General features: G+C 66.6%; 19 protein-coding genes. 6 read left to right on the plus strand and 13 right to left on the minus strand.

Annotated features, from left to right (window positions below):
• Nucleotides 1-17: 17 nt before the first annotated feature.
• The 7 genes from SB754_RS16840 to SB754_RS16870 all read right to left on the minus strand — a co-directional run bounded on the left by SB754_RS16840 (nt 18) and on the right by SB754_RS16870 (nt 9,234).
• Entirely contained in the window at nt 18-1,208 is a 1,191-nt protein-coding gene (locus SB754_RS16840) for an MFS transporter (protein ID WP_410783566.1), read from the minus strand.
• An 8-nt stretch (nt 1,209-1,216) separates the two neighbouring features.
• Nucleotides 1,217-2,854 carry a YcaO-like family protein gene (locus tag SB754_RS16845; protein ID WP_410783567.1) on the minus strand — a complete coding sequence of 546 codons (1,638 nt, stop codon included), beginning with the start codon at nt 2,852-2,854 and terminating at the stop codon, nt 1,217-1,219.
• A gap of 254 nt (nt 2,855-3,108) precedes the next feature.
• Nucleotides 3,109-4,530: a dihydrolipoamide acetyltransferase family protein gene (locus tag SB754_RS16850; RefSeq protein WP_410783568.1), complete on the minus strand. Its 1,422-nt coding sequence runs from the start codon at nt 4,528-4,530 to the stop codon at nt 3,109-3,111.
• A 46-nt stretch (nt 4,531-4,576) separates the two neighbouring features.
• Entirely contained in the window at nt 4,577-5,536 is a 960-nt protein-coding gene (locus SB754_RS16855) for an alpha-ketoacid dehydrogenase subunit beta (RefSeq protein ID WP_410783957.1), read from the minus strand.
• Between the two features lie 368 nt (nt 5,537-5,904).
• Complete coding sequence (pdhA, locus tag SB754_RS16860; protein ID WP_410783569.1) at nt 5,905-7,044, minus strand: pyruvate dehydrogenase (acetyl-transferring) E1 component subunit alpha; 1,140 nt, start codon at nt 7,042-7,044, stop codon at nt 5,905-5,907.
• 4 nt (nt 7,045-7,048) lie between these two features.
• Complete coding sequence (locus tag SB754_RS16865; RefSeq protein ID WP_410783570.1) at nt 7,049-8,158, minus strand: pyridoxal phosphate-dependent aminotransferase; 1,110 nt, start codon at nt 8,156-8,158, stop codon at nt 7,049-7,051.
• A 38-nt stretch (nt 8,159-8,196) separates the two neighbouring features.
• Entirely contained in the window at nt 8,197-9,234 is a 1,038-nt protein-coding gene (locus SB754_RS16870; protein ID WP_410783571.1) for a Fic family protein, read from the minus strand.
• 359 nt (nt 9,235-9,593) lie between these two features.
• Between SB754_RS16870 and SB754_RS16875 the strand changes: the two genes are divergently transcribed.
• Together SB754_RS16875 and purB are read left to right on the plus strand one after the other, a co-directional pair.
• Entirely contained in the window at nt 9,594-9,980 is a 387-nt protein-coding gene (locus SB754_RS16875; RefSeq protein WP_410783572.1) for a phage holin family protein, read from the plus strand.
• Nucleotides 9,981-10,049: 69 nt separating this feature from the next.
• The gene (purB, locus tag SB754_RS16880) at nt 10,050-11,429 is read left to right on the plus strand and encodes an adenylosuccinate lyase (protein WP_410783573.1); all 1,380 of its coding nucleotides are present in this window, start codon (nt 10,050-10,052) and stop codon (nt 11,427-11,429) included.
• A 57-nt stretch (nt 11,430-11,486) separates the two neighbouring features.
• Here purB and SB754_RS16885 read toward each other — a convergent pair whose 3' ends face one another.
• From SB754_RS16885 to SB754_RS16900, 4 genes are all read right to left on the minus strand, one after another.
• Nucleotides 11,487-11,789, minus strand: a complete 303-nt coding sequence (locus tag SB754_RS16885; RefSeq protein ID WP_410783574.1) for a hypothetical protein — start codon at nt 11,787-11,789, stop codon at nt 11,487-11,489.
• A 26-nt stretch (nt 11,790-11,815) separates the two neighbouring features.
• The gene (locus tag SB754_RS16890) at nt 11,816-12,418 is read right to left on the minus strand and encodes an HdeD family acid-resistance protein (protein ID WP_410783575.1); all 603 of its coding nucleotides are present in this window, start codon (nt 12,416-12,418) and stop codon (nt 11,816-11,818) included.
• A gap of 77 nt (nt 12,419-12,495) precedes the next feature.
• Nucleotides 12,496-13,005: a hypothetical protein gene (locus tag SB754_RS16895; protein ID WP_410783576.1), complete on the minus strand. Its 510-nt coding sequence runs from the start codon at nt 13,003-13,005 to the stop codon at nt 12,496-12,498.
• 104 nt (nt 13,006-13,109) lie between these two features.
• Nucleotides 13,110-14,003, minus strand: a complete 894-nt coding sequence (locus SB754_RS16900; protein ID WP_410783577.1) for an alpha/beta fold hydrolase — start codon at nt 14,001-14,003, stop codon at nt 13,110-13,112.
• Nucleotides 14,004-14,153: 150 nt separating this feature from the next.
• Between SB754_RS16900 and SB754_RS16905 the strand changes: the two genes are divergently transcribed.
• Both SB754_RS16905 and SB754_RS16910 read left to right on the plus strand, forming a co-directional pair.
• A complete protein-coding gene (locus SB754_RS16905) occupies nt 14,154-14,789 on the plus strand; it encodes an AAA family ATPase (RefSeq protein ID WP_410783958.1) in 636 nt (211 codons plus the stop codon).
• A 56-nt stretch (nt 14,790-14,845) separates the two neighbouring features.
• The gene (locus SB754_RS16910) at nt 14,846-15,415 is read left to right on the plus strand and encodes a hypothetical protein (protein ID WP_410783578.1); all 570 of its coding nucleotides are present in this window, start codon (nt 14,846-14,848) and stop codon (nt 15,413-15,415) included.
• Nucleotides 15,416-15,618: 203 nt separating this feature from the next.
• On the opposite strand, the gene SB754_RS16915 is transcribed toward SB754_RS16910, so the two are convergent.
• Complete coding sequence (locus tag SB754_RS16915; RefSeq protein ID WP_410783579.1) at nt 15,619-16,260, minus strand: class I SAM-dependent methyltransferase; 642 nt, start codon at nt 16,258-16,260, stop codon at nt 15,619-15,621.
• An 11-nt stretch (nt 16,261-16,271) separates the two neighbouring features.
• Here SB754_RS16915 and SB754_RS16920 point away from each other — a divergent pair, with 11 nt between their 5' ends.
• Both SB754_RS16920 and SB754_RS16925 read left to right on the plus strand, forming a co-directional pair.
• Entirely contained in the window at nt 16,272-16,697 is a 426-nt protein-coding gene (locus tag SB754_RS16920; protein ID WP_410783580.1) for a hypothetical protein, read from the plus strand.
• 63 nt (nt 16,698-16,760) lie between these two features.
• Nucleotides 16,761-17,069 carry a hypothetical protein gene (locus tag SB754_RS16925; protein ID WP_410783581.1) on the plus strand — a complete coding sequence of 103 codons (309 nt, stop codon included), beginning with the start codon at nt 16,761-16,763 and terminating at the stop codon, nt 17,067-17,069.
• A 364-nt stretch (nt 17,070-17,433) separates the two neighbouring features.
• On the opposite strand, the gene dnaB is transcribed toward SB754_RS16925, so the two are convergent.
• On the minus strand, nt 17,434-18,807 hold the full coding sequence (gene dnaB, locus SB754_RS16930) for a replicative DNA helicase (protein ID WP_410783582.1): 1,374 nt from the start codon (nt 18,805-18,807) through the stop codon (nt 17,434-17,436).
• Between the last annotated feature and the right edge of the window lie 10 nt (nt 18,808-18,817).

The raw sequence follows: 18,817 nt of genomic DNA on the forward strand, positions 1-18,817 counted from the left end.
GAGAATGATTGTCAAACTCAGTCGAGCAGCAGCGCCGGCTCCTCGGCGCCGAGCCCGTTCGCCGCCTGTGCCCGCTGTCCGCGCGCACGCAGCGAGCTTCCAGCAGCGAGCGCCAGGACCAAACCGTAGAGGACGATACTGGGAACCATGGCTGCGATAGCTGACGTCGCGGCCAGGAATCCGACCGCGATGGCCGCTAGCGCGGTGAGCCCGGATCCGAGCAAGGACACGAGGGACGATGCTCCCGCCCGTCGACTGTCCGGTACCACCTGCTGGAACTGGGCGGAACAGTAGACACTGATGGCGACGTGGGCGACCACGTGGGCGCCGAACGAGGCGATGACGACGGCGCTCGTATCGCTCAGGGCGAAGACGGTCATGGCGAGAGCATTGCCGAGCACCAAGACGGCCAGGAGTCCTCGGGGTATGCGCCGGCCGCCGATCAGCCGCCCACCGAGCACTCCTGCGGCCTTCATAACCGCAAAACCGACCAGAATCGGCCCCAACGACCCCCCTCCCAGGCGCAATTGCCACAGGATGAGCGGACCCACCAGCGCTGCATTGGCGAAGACCGACATCCACGCCCTCGGATGGACGGCGAGCACGGCCAACCCTCGTGTGTAGCGGCCGAGGGTTTCGCCCGCCACTGTGCTCGGTTCTGCTCCTACACGGCGTCCTAGCAGGAGCGCCGCGCCGGCTGCCGCCATGCATACGGCCCCACCCAGCCAGATGTACCGAGGGGACACCGTGAAGAGTGCTGCTCCTACCAGCCCACCGAGGAGCGACGCCCCCGAGCCCAGCCATGCAACTCGCGCCAACGCCCGGCGCTGCTGTTCCGGGTCACGGCCGAGTCGATTGAGCACGTACGCATTCGAGGTTCCGCTCATGGCGGCCGCGCCGATGCCGGCCAGCGCCTCCGCTGTCATGTCACCGACGACACCGAGCGACAGGAAGAAGATCACCAGGGCGACCGTCCGGATCGCGTTGCCCAGCTGGATGGCGGCCCAGTGGGATCTGCGATCGAACACGATCGCCGCCGGTATCTCGGCGACAGCGACCGCGATATTGAATACGGCGACGAGAGCGCCGATGACGGCTGTGGAGTATCCCTTGTCGTGGAAGTAGAGGGTGTCGGCAACAGTGAAGCAGCCCACGCCGATCCCGGACACCGCCAGGAAGACCCAGATCGCGAGTCCCGTGCTCTTCATCGTTCACCTCACATGAACAGGGGCCCGCGATAGGACCACTGCTCTCGATTCGTGTCGATACCCCAGTCGCCGAAGCGGTTGAGGGCTGGAAAGTACTCGTCGTCGAGCGGAAGGATCCGGTCCGCGATGCACCGCACGGCCGCGAAACTCGACGTCTTGGCGAAGACGTGACGATAGAACCGAACGCCCGCACGTGTGCCCCTCTGGACGAGCAGATCAAGAACCGCACTCGCGGTTTCGGCGTTGTCGAGTCGAACCGAAGGCGCACGGGATGCGGGCGCTCCGGGGAAGAACTGCGGGAATACGTCGACCGCCGTCCCGTCGAACCAGAGGGAGCGCATATCCGTGATGGATGGGTCGATGTCAACACCCGTATCCAATGAGCGAAGCATCTGGGTGGCCTCGACCAGGGCCTTTTGGGTGGCAGATCGGAGTGTCATGGAGGCTCCCATGCCGCGTGCTGTGCGCGTCCCGCCTTCCTTGGAACGTCGAGCGAGCGCGACGTGCACGACGGGAACATCGAATGGGTTCTCAAGGAGCCGCGCCGAGACGTGGACATCTTCTCCGGCGATCAGGAGGGCTACCAATGGATCCTCGTTCAGGTCCACGGTGGGGAGCACCCCGCCATGACGGCTGTAGTACCAGAAGCTGTCCCGTTCGATCAGCTCCAGGACCGCCTGCACCGTTGCCTCGGCCACGGTCTTGCCGACGGCCGCCCCCGTCGTGCTGCTCGGCGTTAACGCTGAGCACCCCTGGGGCGGTGTATAGGGCGCGTAGACCAAACTCGCGGGAAAGCTTTGGCGTGCCGTTCCGCACAGAGGCTGCAATTCCGCCATTTCAACGGACTGACCTGGCCCCGGCTCGAGTAGCCGTCCGTCGAAGTCTCTGGCGCCTCGCCAAGGCGAATCCGCAAAGAGAGAGCCATCGATACGAGTGAACTCATCGGCAGCAGAGTCCAGGCCTCCTGCGATGGCGAAGCGTTCGATCCCTTCGCCGAGACAACTTGCCAGCGCCTGATCTGCACTGATGCCCTTGCCACCGACCGGCGCGAGCGGCTCCCTCGCGTCAAGGAACATGCCTGTGTCGGCGGTGAAAACGCCGTGTTCTCCGTTCATCGACGGGTTCAGCAGGACGGAAGCGAAGCCGAACCAATCCCGATGCTCCTGCACGAAATCGGCCGGTGTGCTGGATCGAGGAACACCGCTGACCGACGACACTCCTGCTTCGGATGTCGTGCCGCCGGCTCTTTGCTGCTCGTGGGCATGCGAAACACCTGGTGTGTCGACTCGAGCCTCACGGCACGTCCGGCAATCCGGCCACGGCGTGATGATTGACCAGTTCTGCCCGATCCCGGCATTCGTCATAGCAAGCGGAATGCCGCCTTCGGCCGCCGCCCTGACAGCATCCCGCGCTTCCTCCGCGTCGAGAGAGGGGCGATCGGCTCCCGTTCGACGCCAGAGAAGCTCCAGCTTGCGTTCGAAGCACCGAGAGCAGGGGCCACCGATTTCATTGACGCAGCCAATGACGAAGAGTTGCTGGTTGCGCGGATGCGTAAATGTCAGCACGCGGGAGTCAAGCCGTGAGAGTGCTGGAAGGGATGATGTCAGCGGGAGACTCGCCCGAACCTGATCGAAGACTGCAGTCATGGGAGCACGAGAGTCATGCGGGCCGACGCCTGTGGCCCCGGCCCGCATTCACCTCATCGGGTGACGTAGCCGCCGGCCTGACGCGTGGTGTACCCGCCGGCCTGGCGGGTGGCGGTCTCCGACGTGGTGACGTCGTCCAGGATGTCCGAGTTGATCATTGCTTTCCTTTCGTTGGTGGCGCTGTTGAGCACCGTGAACGAAGGTAGCAAAACGAATACTAGCCGTAAACGTTTGTATTTTAGGTTTGTATGCTGTCAGTCGAGCAGCAGCGCCGGCTCCTCGATGATGGAGGCCACGTCCGCCAGGAACCGCGAAGCCACGTCGCCGTCGACCACGCGGTGATCGAACGACGCGCCGAGCGTCGTCACGAACCGCGGGCGCACCTCGCCGTCGACCACCCACGGCTTCTGCTTGATCGTGCCCAGCGCCACGATGCCGACCTCGCCCGGGTTCAGGATGGGCGTGCCCGTGTCCATCCCGAAGACGCCGATGTTGGTGATCGTGATCGTGCCGCCGTTCATGTCGGCGGGTGGCGTCTTGCCGTCGCGCGCGGTCAGCGTCAGCTGCTCGAGCGCCTTCGCCAGCTCGAGCAGGGTCATCCCCTGCGCCTCCTTGACGTTCGGCACGATGAGGCCGCGCGGGGTCGCTGCGGCGATCCCGAGATTGACGTAGTGGCGGACGATGATCTCCTCATCCGTCCAGGTCGAGTTCACGGTGGGGTTGCGGCGGACCGCCCAGATGATCGCCTTCGCCATGATCAGCAGCGGAGACACCTTCACGCCGCCGAAGTCGGCGGAGTTCTTGAGCCGCTTGACGAACTCCATGGTGCGGGTGGCATCCACGTCGACGAACAGACTGACGTGCGGTGCGCTGAAGGCGCTCGACGTCATCGCGTTGGCGATCGCCTTGCGCACGCCCTTGACCGGGATGCGCTCCTCGCGGTCGTCCGGCCACTCCGGCGTCTGGATGTTGCGGAAGACCGTCGCCTGCGTCGCCTCGCGCAGCACGTCGTCCCGCGTCACGTCGCCGATCGGGCCGGTCGGGGTCACCAGGGTCAGGTCGACGCCGAGGTCCTTGGCGAGCTTGCGGATCGGCGGCTTGGCGACGACGGGGCCGGAGGTCCGGGGGGCCGTGGTCGGACCGGCGTGGGAGGCGGCGGCCGCGTGGCCCGCCGGAGCCGCCGACGGGGCGGAAGAAGCGACGGACGCCGGCGCGGTTGCCGGCTGCGCGATGCTGCCGCTGAACGACACCGGAAGCGACGCGGTTCCGGGGTGCGACACGCGACGGCGACGGCTGCTGCCGTGACCGGCCGAGCCGTAGCCCACGAGCACGGCACCCGGCTTCGGCTCCTCCTCGTGCGAGACGGTCGCTGCAGCATCCGCCGCGACCTCCTCGGCCGGCTCGGGCTCGGGCGCCGGTGCCGCCTCTGCTCCGCCACCTGCCGTCACCGTGAAGATCGGCGTTCCGACCTCGACGGTCTGCCCTTCCGTGACGAGGAGCTCGCCCACCGTTCCCTCGAAGGGCGACGGCAGCTCCACCAGCGACTTGGCGGTCTCGATCTCGACGATCACCTGGTTCACCGCGACCTGCTCGCCGGGCGCGACCTTCCAGGAGACGATCTCCGCCTCGGTCAGACCCTCGCCCACATCGGGCAGCAGGAACTGGGACTCGCTCATGTGCGACTTCTCTCTGTCAGGGGGAGCGCCGGTGGGGCGTCGGCGATCAGAACGCCATCGCCCGGTCGACGGCCTCGAGGATGCGGTCGGCGTCCGGAAGGTAGATCTCTTCGAGCTTGGCCGGAGGGAAGGGGACGTCGAAGCCGGCGACGCGCATCACGGGCGCCTCCAGCGAGTAGAACGCCTTCTCGGCGACCGTCGCCGCGACCTCGGAGCCCACCGACACGTTGGCTGGGGCCTCCTGCGCGACGATCAGGCGGCCGGTCTTCTGCACCGACGCCACCACGGGTGCGTAGTCGACGGGGGAGAGCGACCGAAGGTCGATGACCTCCAGGCTGCGCCCCTCCTCCGCGGCGAGCTCCGCGGCCCGCAGCGCGACGCTGACCATGCCGGCCCAGGCGACGATGGTCGCGTCGGTGCCGGTGCGCACGACCCGGCTGGCGTGCAGCGGCGTCGAGTTCTCGACCAGGTCGACCTCGCCCTTGGGCCAGTACCGGCTCATCGGCTCGAAGAAGATGACGGGGTCGTCCGAGCGGATCGCCTCCTGGATCATCCAGTAGGCATCGTGCGGGGTCGACGGCGCCACCACTCGGAGCCCGGCCGTGTGGGCGAAGTACGCCTCCGGGGACTCCTGGTGGTGCTCGACGGCGCCGATGTGGCCGCCGTGCGGGATGCGGATGACGACGGGGAACCGCATCCGGCCGCTGTGACGGTTGGTCATCTTGGCCAGCTGGGTGGTGATCTGGTCGAAGCCGGGGAAGACGAACCCGTTGAACTGGATCTCGAGCACCGGGCGGTAGCCGCGCATGGCGAGGCCGATCGCGGTGCCGACGATGCCGGCCTCCGCGAGCGGAGTGTCGACGACGCGCTGCGCACCGAACTCCTGCTGCAGCCCTTCCGTCACGCGGAACACGCCGCCGAGCGGGCCGATGTCCTCGCCGAGGAGGATGACCTTCGGATCGTCGGCGAGCGCGCGGCGGAGGCCGGCGTTGAGCGCCTTCACCATGGGGAGCGACTGGATGCGCGGCTCGGGCGCCGCGCTCGGTGCGGCCTCCTCCGCCACCGGCTCGTGATCGGCGGCCGCCGCCTCCTCGCCCACGTCGGCGGATGCCTGCGCGTCGGCCTGCGCCAGCTGCTCGGTCGCGGCGCCCTGCTCGTCCTCGATGGCGAACTCGCGCGTCCACTCCTGCTCCGCCACGTGCTCTTCGAGGACGTGGGAGTCCGGATCGCTCTCGATGATCTCGACGACGTCGATCGCCTGCGTGTCGAGCGACGTGCTGTCCACGGCCGCCTCGTCGTTCGTGGAACCGTCCTCGGTGGGACCGCTCTCGATGAGTTCGGCCTCCACGTACTCGGCCTCGCTTCTCACGTCGCTCATGCGTCACCTCCGAACGATGCCTCGTACTCCTCGAGCCAGCGTCGCTGCTCGTCGGTCACGGGGTGGGGCTCACTGTAGACGTGCTCGAACATGGAGGCGACAGGCGGAGGAACGAGCTCGAGCGTGCGACGGCGGATGTCCGCGGCCAGGTCGGCCGCCTCCTCGTCCGCGCTGTCGAAGAACGCCTGCCCGACGCCCTGCTGCTCCAGGAAGACCCGGAAGCGGAGGATCGGGTCCCGCTCGGCCCAATAGGCCGTCTCCTCGTCGCTGCGGTACTTGCTCGGATCGTCGCTCGAGGTATGCGCGCCCATCCGGTAGGTGAGGGCTTCGATCATGCTCGGGCCCTCGCCGTTGCGCGCGTCGTCCAGATGCTTCGCGGTCACCGCGTAAGCCGCGAGCACGTCGTTGCCGTCGATCTGGACGCCGGGGATGCCGAAACCGCTCGACCGCAGGTAGAGCGGGGTGCGCGACTGCGTGCTCACCGGGACCGAGATCGCCCACTGATTGTTCTGCAGGAAGAAGACCTGCGGTGTCTGGTAGCTGGCGGCGAAGACGTAGGCCTCGCTGACGTCGCCCTGGCTGGTGGCGCCGTCGCCGAAGTAGACGATGGAGGCCGCATCCTTCTCCGGATCGCCGGTCCCGACGGCCCCGTCGAACTTCATGCCCATCGCGTAGCCCGTGGCGTGCAGCGTCTGCGAGCCGATGACCAGCGTGTAGAGGTGGAAGTTGCCGACCGCTGGGTCGGTCGGGTCCCAGCCGCCGTGCGTGGTGCCGCGGAGGAGGCCGATGATGCCGATCGGGTCGATGCCGCGGATCATGCCGATCACGTGCTCGCGGTACGACGGGAAGAGGTGGTCCTGGGGCTTCGTCGCGTGTGCGGAACCGACCTGGGCGCCCTCCTGACCGACGCTCGGCACCCAGAGGCCGAGCTGTCCCTGCCGCTGCAGGTTGGCCGCTTCGTGGTCGAACGCGCGGACGCGCACCATGTCGCGATAGAAGCGGCGGTAGTCGTTCTCGTCGAGCCGCTCCAAGTAGGGGAGGTACTCGGCCGACGTCTCGCTCGGCTGGAACCGGCCATCCGCAGTGAGCAGCTGGACCGTGTTCGCCGGGCGCGGGATCTCGTTCGTCGCAACCACCGTACTAACCTAACCGCTTGGCCGGGTGGCTATTTGGTAGGTTCCGCACAATATCCCCGGCCACCTGCAGGAGTTTCTCCACAGACTCCTCCTCGCCGACGCTGATGCGGATGCCCTCCGGCGGGAACGCGCGAACCGTCAGCCCGGCGTCGAAGAACGCGTCGTTGGCCGCGGCGGTCTGCTCGCCGGTGGCCAGCCAGATGAAGTTGCCCTGCGCCTCCGGCACGAACCATCCCTGCTCGATGAGCGCCTGACGCAACCGGTCGCGCACCATCGCAACGCGCGCCACCCGCTCCATCAGCTCGTCCTCGGCGTCGATGGAGGCCAGCGCGGCGACGCGGGAGGCGTCGGTGACGGAGAGCGGGATGGCCGCCGAGCGAGCGGCGTTGAGCACGGGGGCCGGCCCGACGGCGTACCCGATCCGCAGCGCCGCAAGTCCGTACGCCTTCGAGAACGTGCGGAGGACGACGAGGTTCGGGTAGCGGGAGAGCAACGGGATGCCGTCCACCGCGGCGTCGTCGGTGACGAACTCGTAGTAGGCCTCGTCGAGCAGCACCAACAGGTCGGACGGGACCCGGGACATGAACGTCTCGAAGTCGGCCGCCGTGACGATCGTCCCCGTGGGGTTGTTCGGCGTGCAGACGATCACGACGCGCGTGCGGTCGGTGATCGCGTCGGCGAGCGCCTCAAGGTCGTGGCTGCCGTCCGCCCGGTTGGGCACCTGCACGCTGGTCGCGCCCGCGACGGTGACCAGCCCCGGGTAGGCCTCGAACGAGCGCCAGGAGTAGACGACCTCGTCGCCCACGCCGGCGGCCGCCTGGATCAGCTGCGACAGCAGCGCGACCGAACCGCTGCCCAGGTGCACCTCGTCGACGCCGACGCCGTGCCGCTCCGCCAGGCGCGCGCGGAGGTCGGCGCCGCCGGCGTTCGGGTAACGGTTCAGCTCGCGCAGCGTCGCGGCCACAGCCTCCACCACCGAGGGGAGTGGCGGGTACGGGTTCTCGTTGCTCGACAGCTTGTAACCGTCGGCCGGCGCCGGCCGCCCCTGCTTGTAGGCAGGAACCGCCACGATCTCCGGGCGCAGTCTCACACCGAGCGTGTCATCAGAACTCACAGACCCAACTTAGCCGCGCCCGCATACCGGAGGGGGAATCAGAACAAACGGGTAGGTGCGGATGTGATGCCGATGACGTCCAGCGCGCGGAAAAGCTTGGGTGACGTCCCGGCGCGCTCCTCCAGGATTCCCAGCTGTTCAAGCTTGACCACGGCTGACTTCACCGCCGGATAGGTCTTACCCGTTGCCGAAACCAAGAACGGGATAGTGACGTAGGGCGACCCGATGAGGATGTCGACGATGTCGCGAATCACACCTCGCGCTCCCGCCGAGCGTAGCTTCTCGTGGAATCGATTCTGGATGGCAAGCAAGTCCATCATTCGACTCGCCGTATCCCGTGCAGACTCCTCGATCCCTCTCGCGAAGAAGGTGATCCAGTCATTCCAATCCCCTGTCGCGCTCACTGCAGCCAGAAGCTCTTGATATTCGTCCCGCTTTCGCTCGAACCACGGAGAGACGCTCAAGAGACCATGACTGAGAAGGTCCTCCGACACGAGCTGCAGCACGATCAGCAGCCGCCCGAGTCGACCGTTCCCGTCATTGAACGGATGCAGGGTCTCGAACTGATAGTGAGCCATCGCAGCTTTGACGATCGGGTCCAGGTCGTCTGCTTGCTTCGGCTTTATCCACTGAATGAGGTCCGAGAACGCGCTCTCGAGCGCTACCCCAGGCGGAGCGGGAATGAATCGCGACTCGAAAACGGTACCGCCGCGGGAACCGATCACCACTTGAATTCGGCGTACCCGCCCTGCCTCCTCATTGTCGGCTGCAGTGCCGTTCACGAGCACTCTATGAAGTTCGGTCATCAATCCGCCGGTGATCGGGCGCCCGGACTCGATCCAGTCGAACGCGCGCTCGGCGGCAACGATGTAGTTGATCACTTCGTTCAAGGCGGACGAACGCGTTCGAGAGTCCATCACCTCCGCGGCCAGGACTTCGTCGAGGGGAGCGTACGTGCCTTCGAGCGCTGACGTGCTTTGGGCCTCTCGCTGCAGAGTCGGCCGGCGAAGAAGTTCCGGATTGGGCACGAGCGACGCGCCTTGTTCGAGGCGTCCAAGAGAGTGGCTCGCCGCCATGAGGTGTCGCCACGTCGCAGCGCTCAAGACAGGAGCATCGACAAGCGGGGAAGCACTGAATGCAAAGTGTTCGTACCGTTGTCCAGTCCGTCCGTCGACGCCCGCTATGGGGACCAGACTGCCAACCGGGCTCTTCCCGAACCTCTCGATATCCACCCTTTTCCCTCCGCCGAATCATGAGGTTCGCTTTACTTCACAAGCTCGCCTATATAGTTTCTCGGCGTTCACTTTACTGTCTTCACCGGATGCGATTAAAGAAAAATGGGAAAGACTATAAATTACATCCTTGTGATTAAAGCGCAAGGCATAGGACGTCCCGGCCCTGTACCCTAACCGCACCTCCTGGAAGGATGTGGGGCATGCGATTCCTGCTCAGACTGATCATCAACGCCTTCGCCCTGTGGCTCACGACGCTGATCGTCAGCGGCGTGAGCGTCCAGCCGTATGCGCCGGGCACCACGGCCACCGTTCTCACGTTTCTGCTCATCGCGCTGATCTTCGGTGTGGTGAACGCGATCGTCGGCACGGTCATCCGGATCGTCGCGCTGCCGCTGTACATCCTCACGCTGGGGCTGATCTCGCTGCTGGTCAACGCGTTCCTCCTCTTCATCGTGTCGTGGATCAGCGACGCCCTGGGCTTCGGCCTCCACATCGACGGCTTCTGGTCGGGTGTGCTCGGTGCGCTCGTACTCGGCATCATCGGTTGGCTGCTCGGGCTGGTGTTCCGTCCCGCACGGCGCGACTGACGTCCTCCCGCGGGGCGCACGTGCGGGAGAATGGTGGGGTACCCGCCGCCTGATCCCGCGAGGAGCACCATGACCGCCCTGCCTCCCCAGCCGCTCAGCCCGCTCGACGGCCGCTACCGGTCCGCCGTGCTCGGGCTCGGCGACCACCTCTCCGAGGCCGGTCTGAACCGCGCCCGCGTGCAGGTGGAGGTCGAGTGGCTGCTCTACCTGACCGAGCACCGGATGTTCGGGTCCAGTCCGCTCACCGCGGAGCAGAAGGCGGCGCTGCGGGCCCTCGCCGACGACTTCGGCCAGGCCGAGATCGACCGTCTCGCAGAGCTCGAGGCGACCACCAAGCACGATGTGAAGGCGGTCGAGTACCTCGTGCGGGAGCGACTCCACGCGCTCGGGCTCGACCACATCGCCGAGCTCACCCACTTCGCAGCCACCAGCGAGGACATCAACAACCTCGCCTACGCCCTGACGGTGAGCGCGGCTGTCCGCGAGACCTGGCTGCCGAAGTTCCGCGGCGTGATCGCCGAGCTCCGCGCACAGGCGAAGCAGTACCGCGACGACGCCATGCTCGCCCGCACCCACGGTCAGCCGGCCACCCCGACCACGATGGGCAAGGAGCTGGCGGTCTTCGTCCACCGCCTGGAGCGGGTGCGCGAGCAGATCGAGGGCGGCGTCCATCTCGGCAAGTTCAGCGGTGCGACCGGCACCTTCGCCGCGCACCTGATCGCCGACCCTGAGGCCGACTGGCCGCGCATCTCCCGCGAGTTCGTCGAGAGCCTGGGCCTCGATTGGAACCCGCTGACGACGCAGATCGAGTCCCACGACTGGCAGGCCGAGCTGTATTCGCGCATCTCGCACGCCAACCGCATCCTCCACAACCTGTGCACGGACATCTGGACGTACATCTCGCTCGGCTACTTCCGCCAGGTTCCGGAGCCGGGTGCGACCGGGTCCTCGACGATGCCGCACAAGGTGAACCCCATCCGGTTCGAGAACGCGGAGGCCAACCTGGAGCTCTCCAGCGCGGTGCTCGACTCGCTCGCCGCGACCCTGGTGACCAGCCGCCTGCAGCGCGACCTGACCGACTCCACCACTCAGCGCAACATCGGCGTCGGGCTCGGGCACTCCCTCCTCGCCCTGGACAACATCGACCGCGGCCTCGGCCAGATCACCATCGACCGTCAGCTTCTCGCCGACGACCTCGACACGAACTGGGAGGTGCTGGCGGAGGCGATCCAGACGGTCATCCGGGCGGAGGTGACGGCAGGGCGTTCGACGATCTCGGACCCGTACGCTCTGCTCAAGGAGCTGACGCGGGGCAAGCGGGTCGACCATGCCGCTCTGACGGAATTCGTACAGGGACTGGAGATCGGTCAGGCGGCCAAGAACCGCCTCCTGGCACTGACGCCCGCAGGCTACATCGGGCTGGCGTCGGAGCTGGTCGACTACCTGTAGGAAGGCGCGGGCGCCGGTCGGCGCACGGATCGTGGCCGCGCAGTCAGCGGCGTGCGGTCAGTGGCCCTGCGGGCGGTCGCCGCTCTCCGGGCGCTCCCGCGCCGCCTTGGCTCGTGCCTCGGCGTCCTGCTCGTGGATGTCTTCGACTTCCGCCTCGGTCGGCTTGAAGGCCAGGGCGAACAGGGCGAGCAGCACGAGCGCGAGGATGAACGTCACGCCGAGCGCGATGCCGGCGAGTGGGAACTCCCGGGTCGCCATCAGCACGATCAGTCCGACGAAGACGGCGAGTCCCGCCGAGATGCCGAGGAGTTCGACGGGCAGGAAACGGTCGCGCCGCGTGGGCTGCAGGTTCGAGGTCACTCGGGGGTCTTTCTTGTTGCGCGGGCTCACGGTCGGCTCTCCGCTCCGGGGGCGTCCGCCGTCGCACGGGAGGCCGAGCGCAGCGTGGCGGCACCGATGCCCTGGAAGACGCCGACGATGACGGCCCACGCGCCGAACAGGCCGATCGCGAGCACCGCGTCGGCGGGGACGAAGAGGAGGACGAGCGCGAGGACGGCGGTGATGGCGCCGGTGATCAGCCAGTCGCGGGCTGCTGCGTCGCGGCCCCGCTCACGGATGCCGCTGTACAGCTCGAGGAAACCGGTGAGCGCCGCCCACACGGTGACGAGGTAGAGGAAGAGCCCGAGGCCGGCGCCCGTCAGCGACAGCGACAGCACGCCGGCAATCACGCCGATGGCGCCCTGCACGGCGAAGAGTGTGCGCGTCAGTCGCCGACCCGCGAACAGCCAGCTCAGGATGCCCGTGGCGAGGCCATCGACGATGGCGAAGAGACCGAAGACGACGAGTCCGAACAGCGGGGTGTGCGCATCCCGCGTGAAGGTGATGACCGCGCCCGCGGCGAGCGCCACGATGGCACGGATCGTAGGGACGACCCAGTATCGGCTGTGCGCGTGCACGCTGGGATTCTGGGCGGGGACGGCGGTAGCCATTCGGCGACCTCTTTCGTACGGATTCGCCTCCCAGTCTAGTCAGCGGGATCCTGCGGGTTCGCCGCATCCCGGGACTCTCAGGCGGTCGTCGGCCGCGGCTCGGGCTCCTCCGCACGAGCCCAGAAGATGACGGAGGCGAGAGCGCCGACCGCAAGCAGGAAGGCTCCCGTAGGGGTGACGGTGTCGGCCATCCCCTGCTGCGTGAGAACTCCGGAGACGATGCCCGCGGCGACGCCGGCGCCGGCCACAACGGCGAGCGCGTAGGAGATCCCGCGCGCCGCCCCACCGAGCACCATGCCGCGCACGACGAGTGCGACGGCACCCGTCAGCCACAGGACGGCGACGGGGACGAGCAGCAGCATCCCGAGCGGATCCCGAAGCAGCACGCCCGGCGTGATGTAGAGGAGAGCGGCCGCGAGGATCAGCACGAAGCCCAGCCCGGTAGCGGCCAGGACGCGCGCGCCGTCTGTGCGAAGCCGCAGGATGGGCCGCAGCAGCGACGGCCATGTGAAGGCCAGTGCGAACGCGACCAGCGAGAGCGCCACACTGCCGGCGCCCTGCAGCACGGGGAGGAGGATGCCCATCATGAGTCCCATTGAACCGCCCGTCGGCCGGGCCCCGCGTCCTCCCGGAGGATGATCCCGCGTGCCCTCCACGCCACGCGTTTCAGCGATCACGCGGTCTCGCGGAATCAGTGCACGAGGGTCAGTAGCGCGTCGCTGAACGCCGCAGGGTCCTCCTGCGGCGGGTTGTGCCCGACCCCGGGCAGCACGACACGCCGGAAGGGGCCGGAGAAGTGGGAGGCATGCTCAGACGAATCGAACCAGCCGAAACCGTCCGCTCCGCTGTCGACGGAGACAGTGGGCACGGAGATGGTCGGGCGCTCGGCGAGACGACGCTCGAGGTCGTCGTAGCGCGGATCTCCGTCGGCCAACCCGAACCGGTGCCGGTAGGAGTGGACGGCGACGTCGACGAAATCCGGGTTGTGCAGGCTTGAGGCCGACGCCGCGAACGCGGTCTCCGCCTCGGCCCACTCCGGAGACCAGTCGCGCCACAGAGAACGACACAGCTCCTCGCGATACCGCTCGAGACCGCGCCGACCCCGCTCGGAGTGGAAGTAGTACTGATACCAGTCCAGCTTCTCGTCGAGAGGATCGGCCGGTTCGACGGATCCGGCGATGTCCTGGATGGGATAGCCGGAGACTGTGACCAGCCCGTCGATCCGCTCGGGGAAGAGCGCTGCGGCAACACACGCGGCGCGCCCGCCCCAGTCGTACCCGGCGACGATCGCGTGCTCGATGTCGAGCGCGTCCATCAGGTCGATCAGGTCCTGACCGAGCGCCGCTTGCTGTCCGGAGCGCAGCGTCCGGTCGGAGCGGAACCGCGTCGGGCCGTAGCCGCGCAGATAGGGCGCGACCACCCGCCGACCGGCCTTCGCCAGTCGAGGAGCGACATCGTCATAGGAACGCACATCGTAGGGGAACCCGTGCAGGAGCACGACAGTCTGACCGCCCGGCTCACCGAGCACCTCATACCCGATGCGCAGCAGAGGCGTGTCGACCAACTGGACTTCACTGATTGGCATTCCGGCGCCCTGTCTCGATCGGATCGGCGTCGCGTGAACGGCCGCGCACGTTGTCGCTCGATGTGGCGCAACGTCCTGGGTTGCCAGATTACCTGGCGTCGCCGTCCAGCCATCCAGTCGCTCAGCCGGTTCCGATCTCCGACATGAGGGCTGCTTCCCGAACCGTCGCCGCCTCGATGGCGGGAGCGGGCTTCGAGCGAGAATGTCGGAATGCCCCTCCTCGTACTCCTCAACGGTGGTCCCGCTTCAGGGAAGAGCACTCTCGCGCATCTCTGGGCCCAGGAACGCCCACTGGCCCTCTCCCTGCTGGATGTCCTCAGGGCCATGATCGCGGATTGGGAACGCCATCCCGTTGAGGCGGGCCTGCGCACCCGGGACCTTGCGCTCACGATGATCGGCGACCACCTCGCACATGAGAGGGACGTCATCGTCCCCCAGTTCCTTGCGAACACTACGTTCATCGATCAGCTCCAGAAAGCGGCGATGACATCGGGTGCACAGTTCGTCGAGGTGGTGTTGCTCGAGACTCCGGAGATCGCGGAGCGGCGCGTCCGTGACCGCGCTGCACGCGCTGAACGATCCGGAAGCCCCAACGTCGTCCACGGCTCACTCGGAACAGAGTCGATGCAGGAAGTGGTTCAGCGTCACCGAGAGTTCATCGACAGTCGCGAGCAGATCGTTCGCGTCACGCCGGTCGATGGCGACGTGGACGCGTCTCTCGATCGCCTCAGAAGGGCGATCGACGCTCGCGTGAGAAGTGCTGACCGCTGTCGGCCAGCCGACTAGATTGTCCTCGCCCGAATCCGGATAGGCTCACGCTCGACAGACCAGGAGGACACGCGATGACTGACATGATGGGCGCGACGGCGGTCACCGAAGGCCCCTCGTCGCTGGGTCCGCGACCTGTGCAGGTCACCGTCGCCTTCTGGGTGTTCCTCGGGCTGGTCGCGATCAGGCTGGTCCTGCTCCCATCCACCACCATCCGGCAGTGGTCGATAGCTGATCGCGTCATCGCGCATACGAGCGCGAAAGACGGCGCACGCGTGAGCGATGCGGCAGCGGGGACGCTGCACGCGATCAACATCTTCAGCGACCTCATCGTCCTCGCCCTGTTCGGCCTGTGCCTCCTGGCAGCGTTCCGCATCCGACGCGGCGCGGGATGGGCGCGCATCGTACTGACCGTCCTGGGTGCCGTCTCGATTGCCATCGCGGCCTTCGGATGGAGCAGCCTCCTCGCTGTCTCTCTTGGGGCAGCAGGAACCGTGGGCGTCGTCCTCCTCTGGTTGGCACCCACCAACAGGTGGTTCCGCGTCGCCCGGGCGATCCGTCTCACGGGTGCACGGCGCCGCGCCCAGAGCCGCGTCGCGACGGGAACCGCCCCGCTCGACGCGCCCCTGCCTCCCGACGCCTAGACCATCCGCGGGAAGACAATCTATGGTGCGGTCGACAACGACCTGTCGACGCCTCGTGCAGATTGTCCCGAGCGACCGCTTCTCAGGCGCTTCCGCCGGAAGATTGTCTTCGATCTCCGCCAAGTACATTGTCCGTCCGGCATAGAAGAGACGTGAAGACCGTCCCACTAGAGGATCCTTCAGCGTGCGCCGACCTAGCGCCTCTACATCGGTTTGTGTGCCAGGACCACGAGCGATGGGGCTGTCGACCGAGGATCTAGTGTCGCTTGGAGGTCGATCACGAAGCCGTGCTCCTCGAGTGTTTCAGCGACGGCTTCCAGCGGTCGTTTGGCCATGTGCACGTTCATCGGGTGCCCTCCGTAGCCTTCGGTCTTGGTGTGCGTCGACGAACCGAGGTGGCCGCCGAGAAGCAGAACCCCACCCGGCTGAAGCTTCTCGAAGAACTGCCCAATAACGGCGCCGATGGAGTCGTCCGGAACGTGGTGCAGCACCCACCAGCAGATGATGCCGGCAAGGTGCGCTGCATCGACCGGAAGTTGAGTGATCGACCCGACGGTGAAGTCAATGTCTGGGCGATGTGTTCGGGCGATCTCGATGAGACGTGGGGACAGATCGATGCCGCTGATTTCAAGACCCTTGTCCTTCAAGTGGGCCGTAACGCGTCCGGGGCCACACCCAGCGTCGAGAACCGGGCCCTTCGCCTTGCTCAAGGCCGCAAAGGCGTCCAGAAACGCCCACACGAATGGGTCCCAGCGGCCGATTGCGGCATCGACAAAGTCTGTGTAGCTATCAGCCACTGTGTCATACGAGGTCCGCGTGCTCTCGATCCAATCGATGTCTGTCACCTGATCACACTATGGACACTGCCAGGTTCCGCGCCGACCGGCGCCGCTGTCATGCTGTCGGTGTGTACGTGCGCTTCGAGGGAAGGACCGTGAATTCTCGGGGTGTCAAGCCCGGCGTGTTTGCACTGGCAAATGGTCTCGCTCATTCCGGGCAACTCAGCGTCGACGACTACGCGTTGTGGCGCGAGAACAACGACTGGATGAATGCGGCCTACGCCGATCCCAGCGAGGTCGACGGGACGCTCTTCGATCGCTCAATCAATCCACGCACCGAATGTTGGTTCAAGATCAGTGCGGAGCACCTTGTGACACGGGTGCACGAGTACCTCAGGCTGCTCGATCGCTATGGCGTGGGGTGGATCGAACGCCGGGAAGACGACCCGGGCCGAATCTTGTACGAGGACGACGTCCAGATCGTCGTAGCCCCCTTCTCATAAGCGGATCCTCTATTGGAGGCCGGGCGCATCTACACTCGCGGTAACGACTGATCGGGGAGAAGCGTGGATACGCATGCGCCGCCGCGGCCGAGGTACGGATACTGGCTGCTGGTCTCGGTTCCGCTTGCTGTGCTCCTCGACGTAATTTTCGGGGGGCTCGCCCGGTTCACTTGGTGTGGGTTCAACACCTGCCTGTATCAGCCAGGCGACCCGACCCTTAGCATTTCGTTTCTCTGCGGGATCGCCGTCATCACATTCCTCGCCGTCGTGCTGCCACCCTGGACTCCCGGCTGGCATCGTCCGGTCGTCGCCGGCGTCATTGGGCTGGTGATTGCCGGTGTTGCCGCCCTGTTCGTGTTCCAACCCCGGTGATCGCTGGCATCAGCGTGATCGACGATCCGCACGCGGTTGACCGCATCGCCAGCCGCTCCAGTTGACAATGACGCCTACCGTTGCCCCCACAAGCCGTATCGCTAAGCCGTGAGCCCGTAAGCCGGTCCATCAGCGGACCGCCCCCGAACCGCAAAGCGAGGGCGCGATGTCAGCCGCTAATTGAGCGTGGGTGTCCCGTATACCTGTCCCGCAAAAAAGCCCGGCGAAGGGGCGCCAAACGCTACACGCTCGCTGCGGCTCGGCCGCACGACGGACTGAAGACGCCAATTAGATTGTCCAGACCTCTCAGAAGGACAATCTTTCGTGGCGGAAAGACAATCTAAGGCGACGGTCGACACGCCCCCTAGATCGGCGCCATGTCCGCGAAGCGCGAGTACATGCCCTGGAACGCGACGGTGACCGTGCGGGTGGGGCCGTTACGGTGCTTGGCGACGATGAGGTCGGCCTCGCCGGCGCGCGGGTTGTCCTTCTCGTAGGCGGACTCGCGGTGGAGGAGGACGACGACGTCGGCGTCCTGCTCGATCGAGCCGGACTCGCGGAGGTCGCTCAGGGCGGGGAGCTTGTCGGCGCGCTGCTCAGGGCCACGGTTCAGCTGGGAGAGGGCGATGACCGGCACCTGGAGTTCCTTCGCGAGCAGCTTCAGGGCGCGGGAGAACTCGCTGACCTCCTGCTGGCGGCTCTCGACGCGCTTGCCGCTGGTCATCAGCTGCAGGTAGTCGATGATCACCATCTTGAGGCCGACGCGCTGCTTGAGACGACGGCACTTGGCCCGGATCTCGACCAGCGTCATGTTGGGGCTGTCGTCGATGTAGAGCGGCGCGTCGTTGATGCGGCCGCGGGTGGCGGCGATGGTCGTCCAGTCGCGGTTGTCGACCGTTCCCTTGCGCATGTTCTGCAGCGGCACGGTCGCCTCGGCCGAGAGCAGACGCATGGCGATCTCGCTCCGGCCCATCTCGAGCGAGAAGAAGATGGTCGGCATGTCGTGCTTGATGGCCGCGGCCCGGGCGAAGTCGAGCGCCAGGGTCGACTTTCCGAGCGCCGGTCGGGCCGCCACGATGACCATCTGGCCGGGGTGGAGGCCGTTGGTGAGCTCGTCGAGCTCGGCGAAGCCCGTGGGCACGCCGGTCATGGAGCCGTCCTTGTGCTTGGCGGCCTCGATCTCGTCGATCGCGACGGTCACGGCCTCCGTGAGCGGGACGTAGTCCTCGGTCTCCTGCGTGCCGGTGACGGAGTAGATCTCGGCCTGTGCGTTGTTGACCAGGTCGAGCACCTCGCCCTCGGCCTTGTAGCCCATCTGCGTGATGCGTGTCCCGGCCTCGACCAGGCGACGGAGGAGCGCCTTCTCACCGACGATGTTGGCGTAATAGCCCGCGTTCGCCGCAGTCGGCACCAGGCTGGTGAGTGTGTGCAGGTACTCGGCGCCGCCTGCGCGGGAGAGTTCGCCGATCTTCGTCAGCTCGTCCGTGACGGTGATGACGTCCGTCGGCTCGCCGTGCGAGTAGAGCGACAGGATGGCGTCGTAGATGATCTCGTGCTTGGGGATGTAGAAGTCTGTTCCGCGGATGACCTCGACCACGTCCGCCACAGCGTCCTTGCTGAGCAGCATGCCGCCGAGGGCGCTCTGTTCGGCGAGGAGGTCGTGCGGCGGCGTGCGCTCCGGGGAGCGGGTGTCACCCTGGTCACGACCATCTGCGAGACCGATATGGGCGATCGACACGTTCACTCCT

The organism is Leifsonia sp. SIMBA_070, assembly GCF_046534635.1.
In the GTDB taxonomy this organism is placed as follows: Bacteria; Actinomycetota; Actinomycetes; order Actinomycetales; family Microbacteriaceae; genus Leifsonia.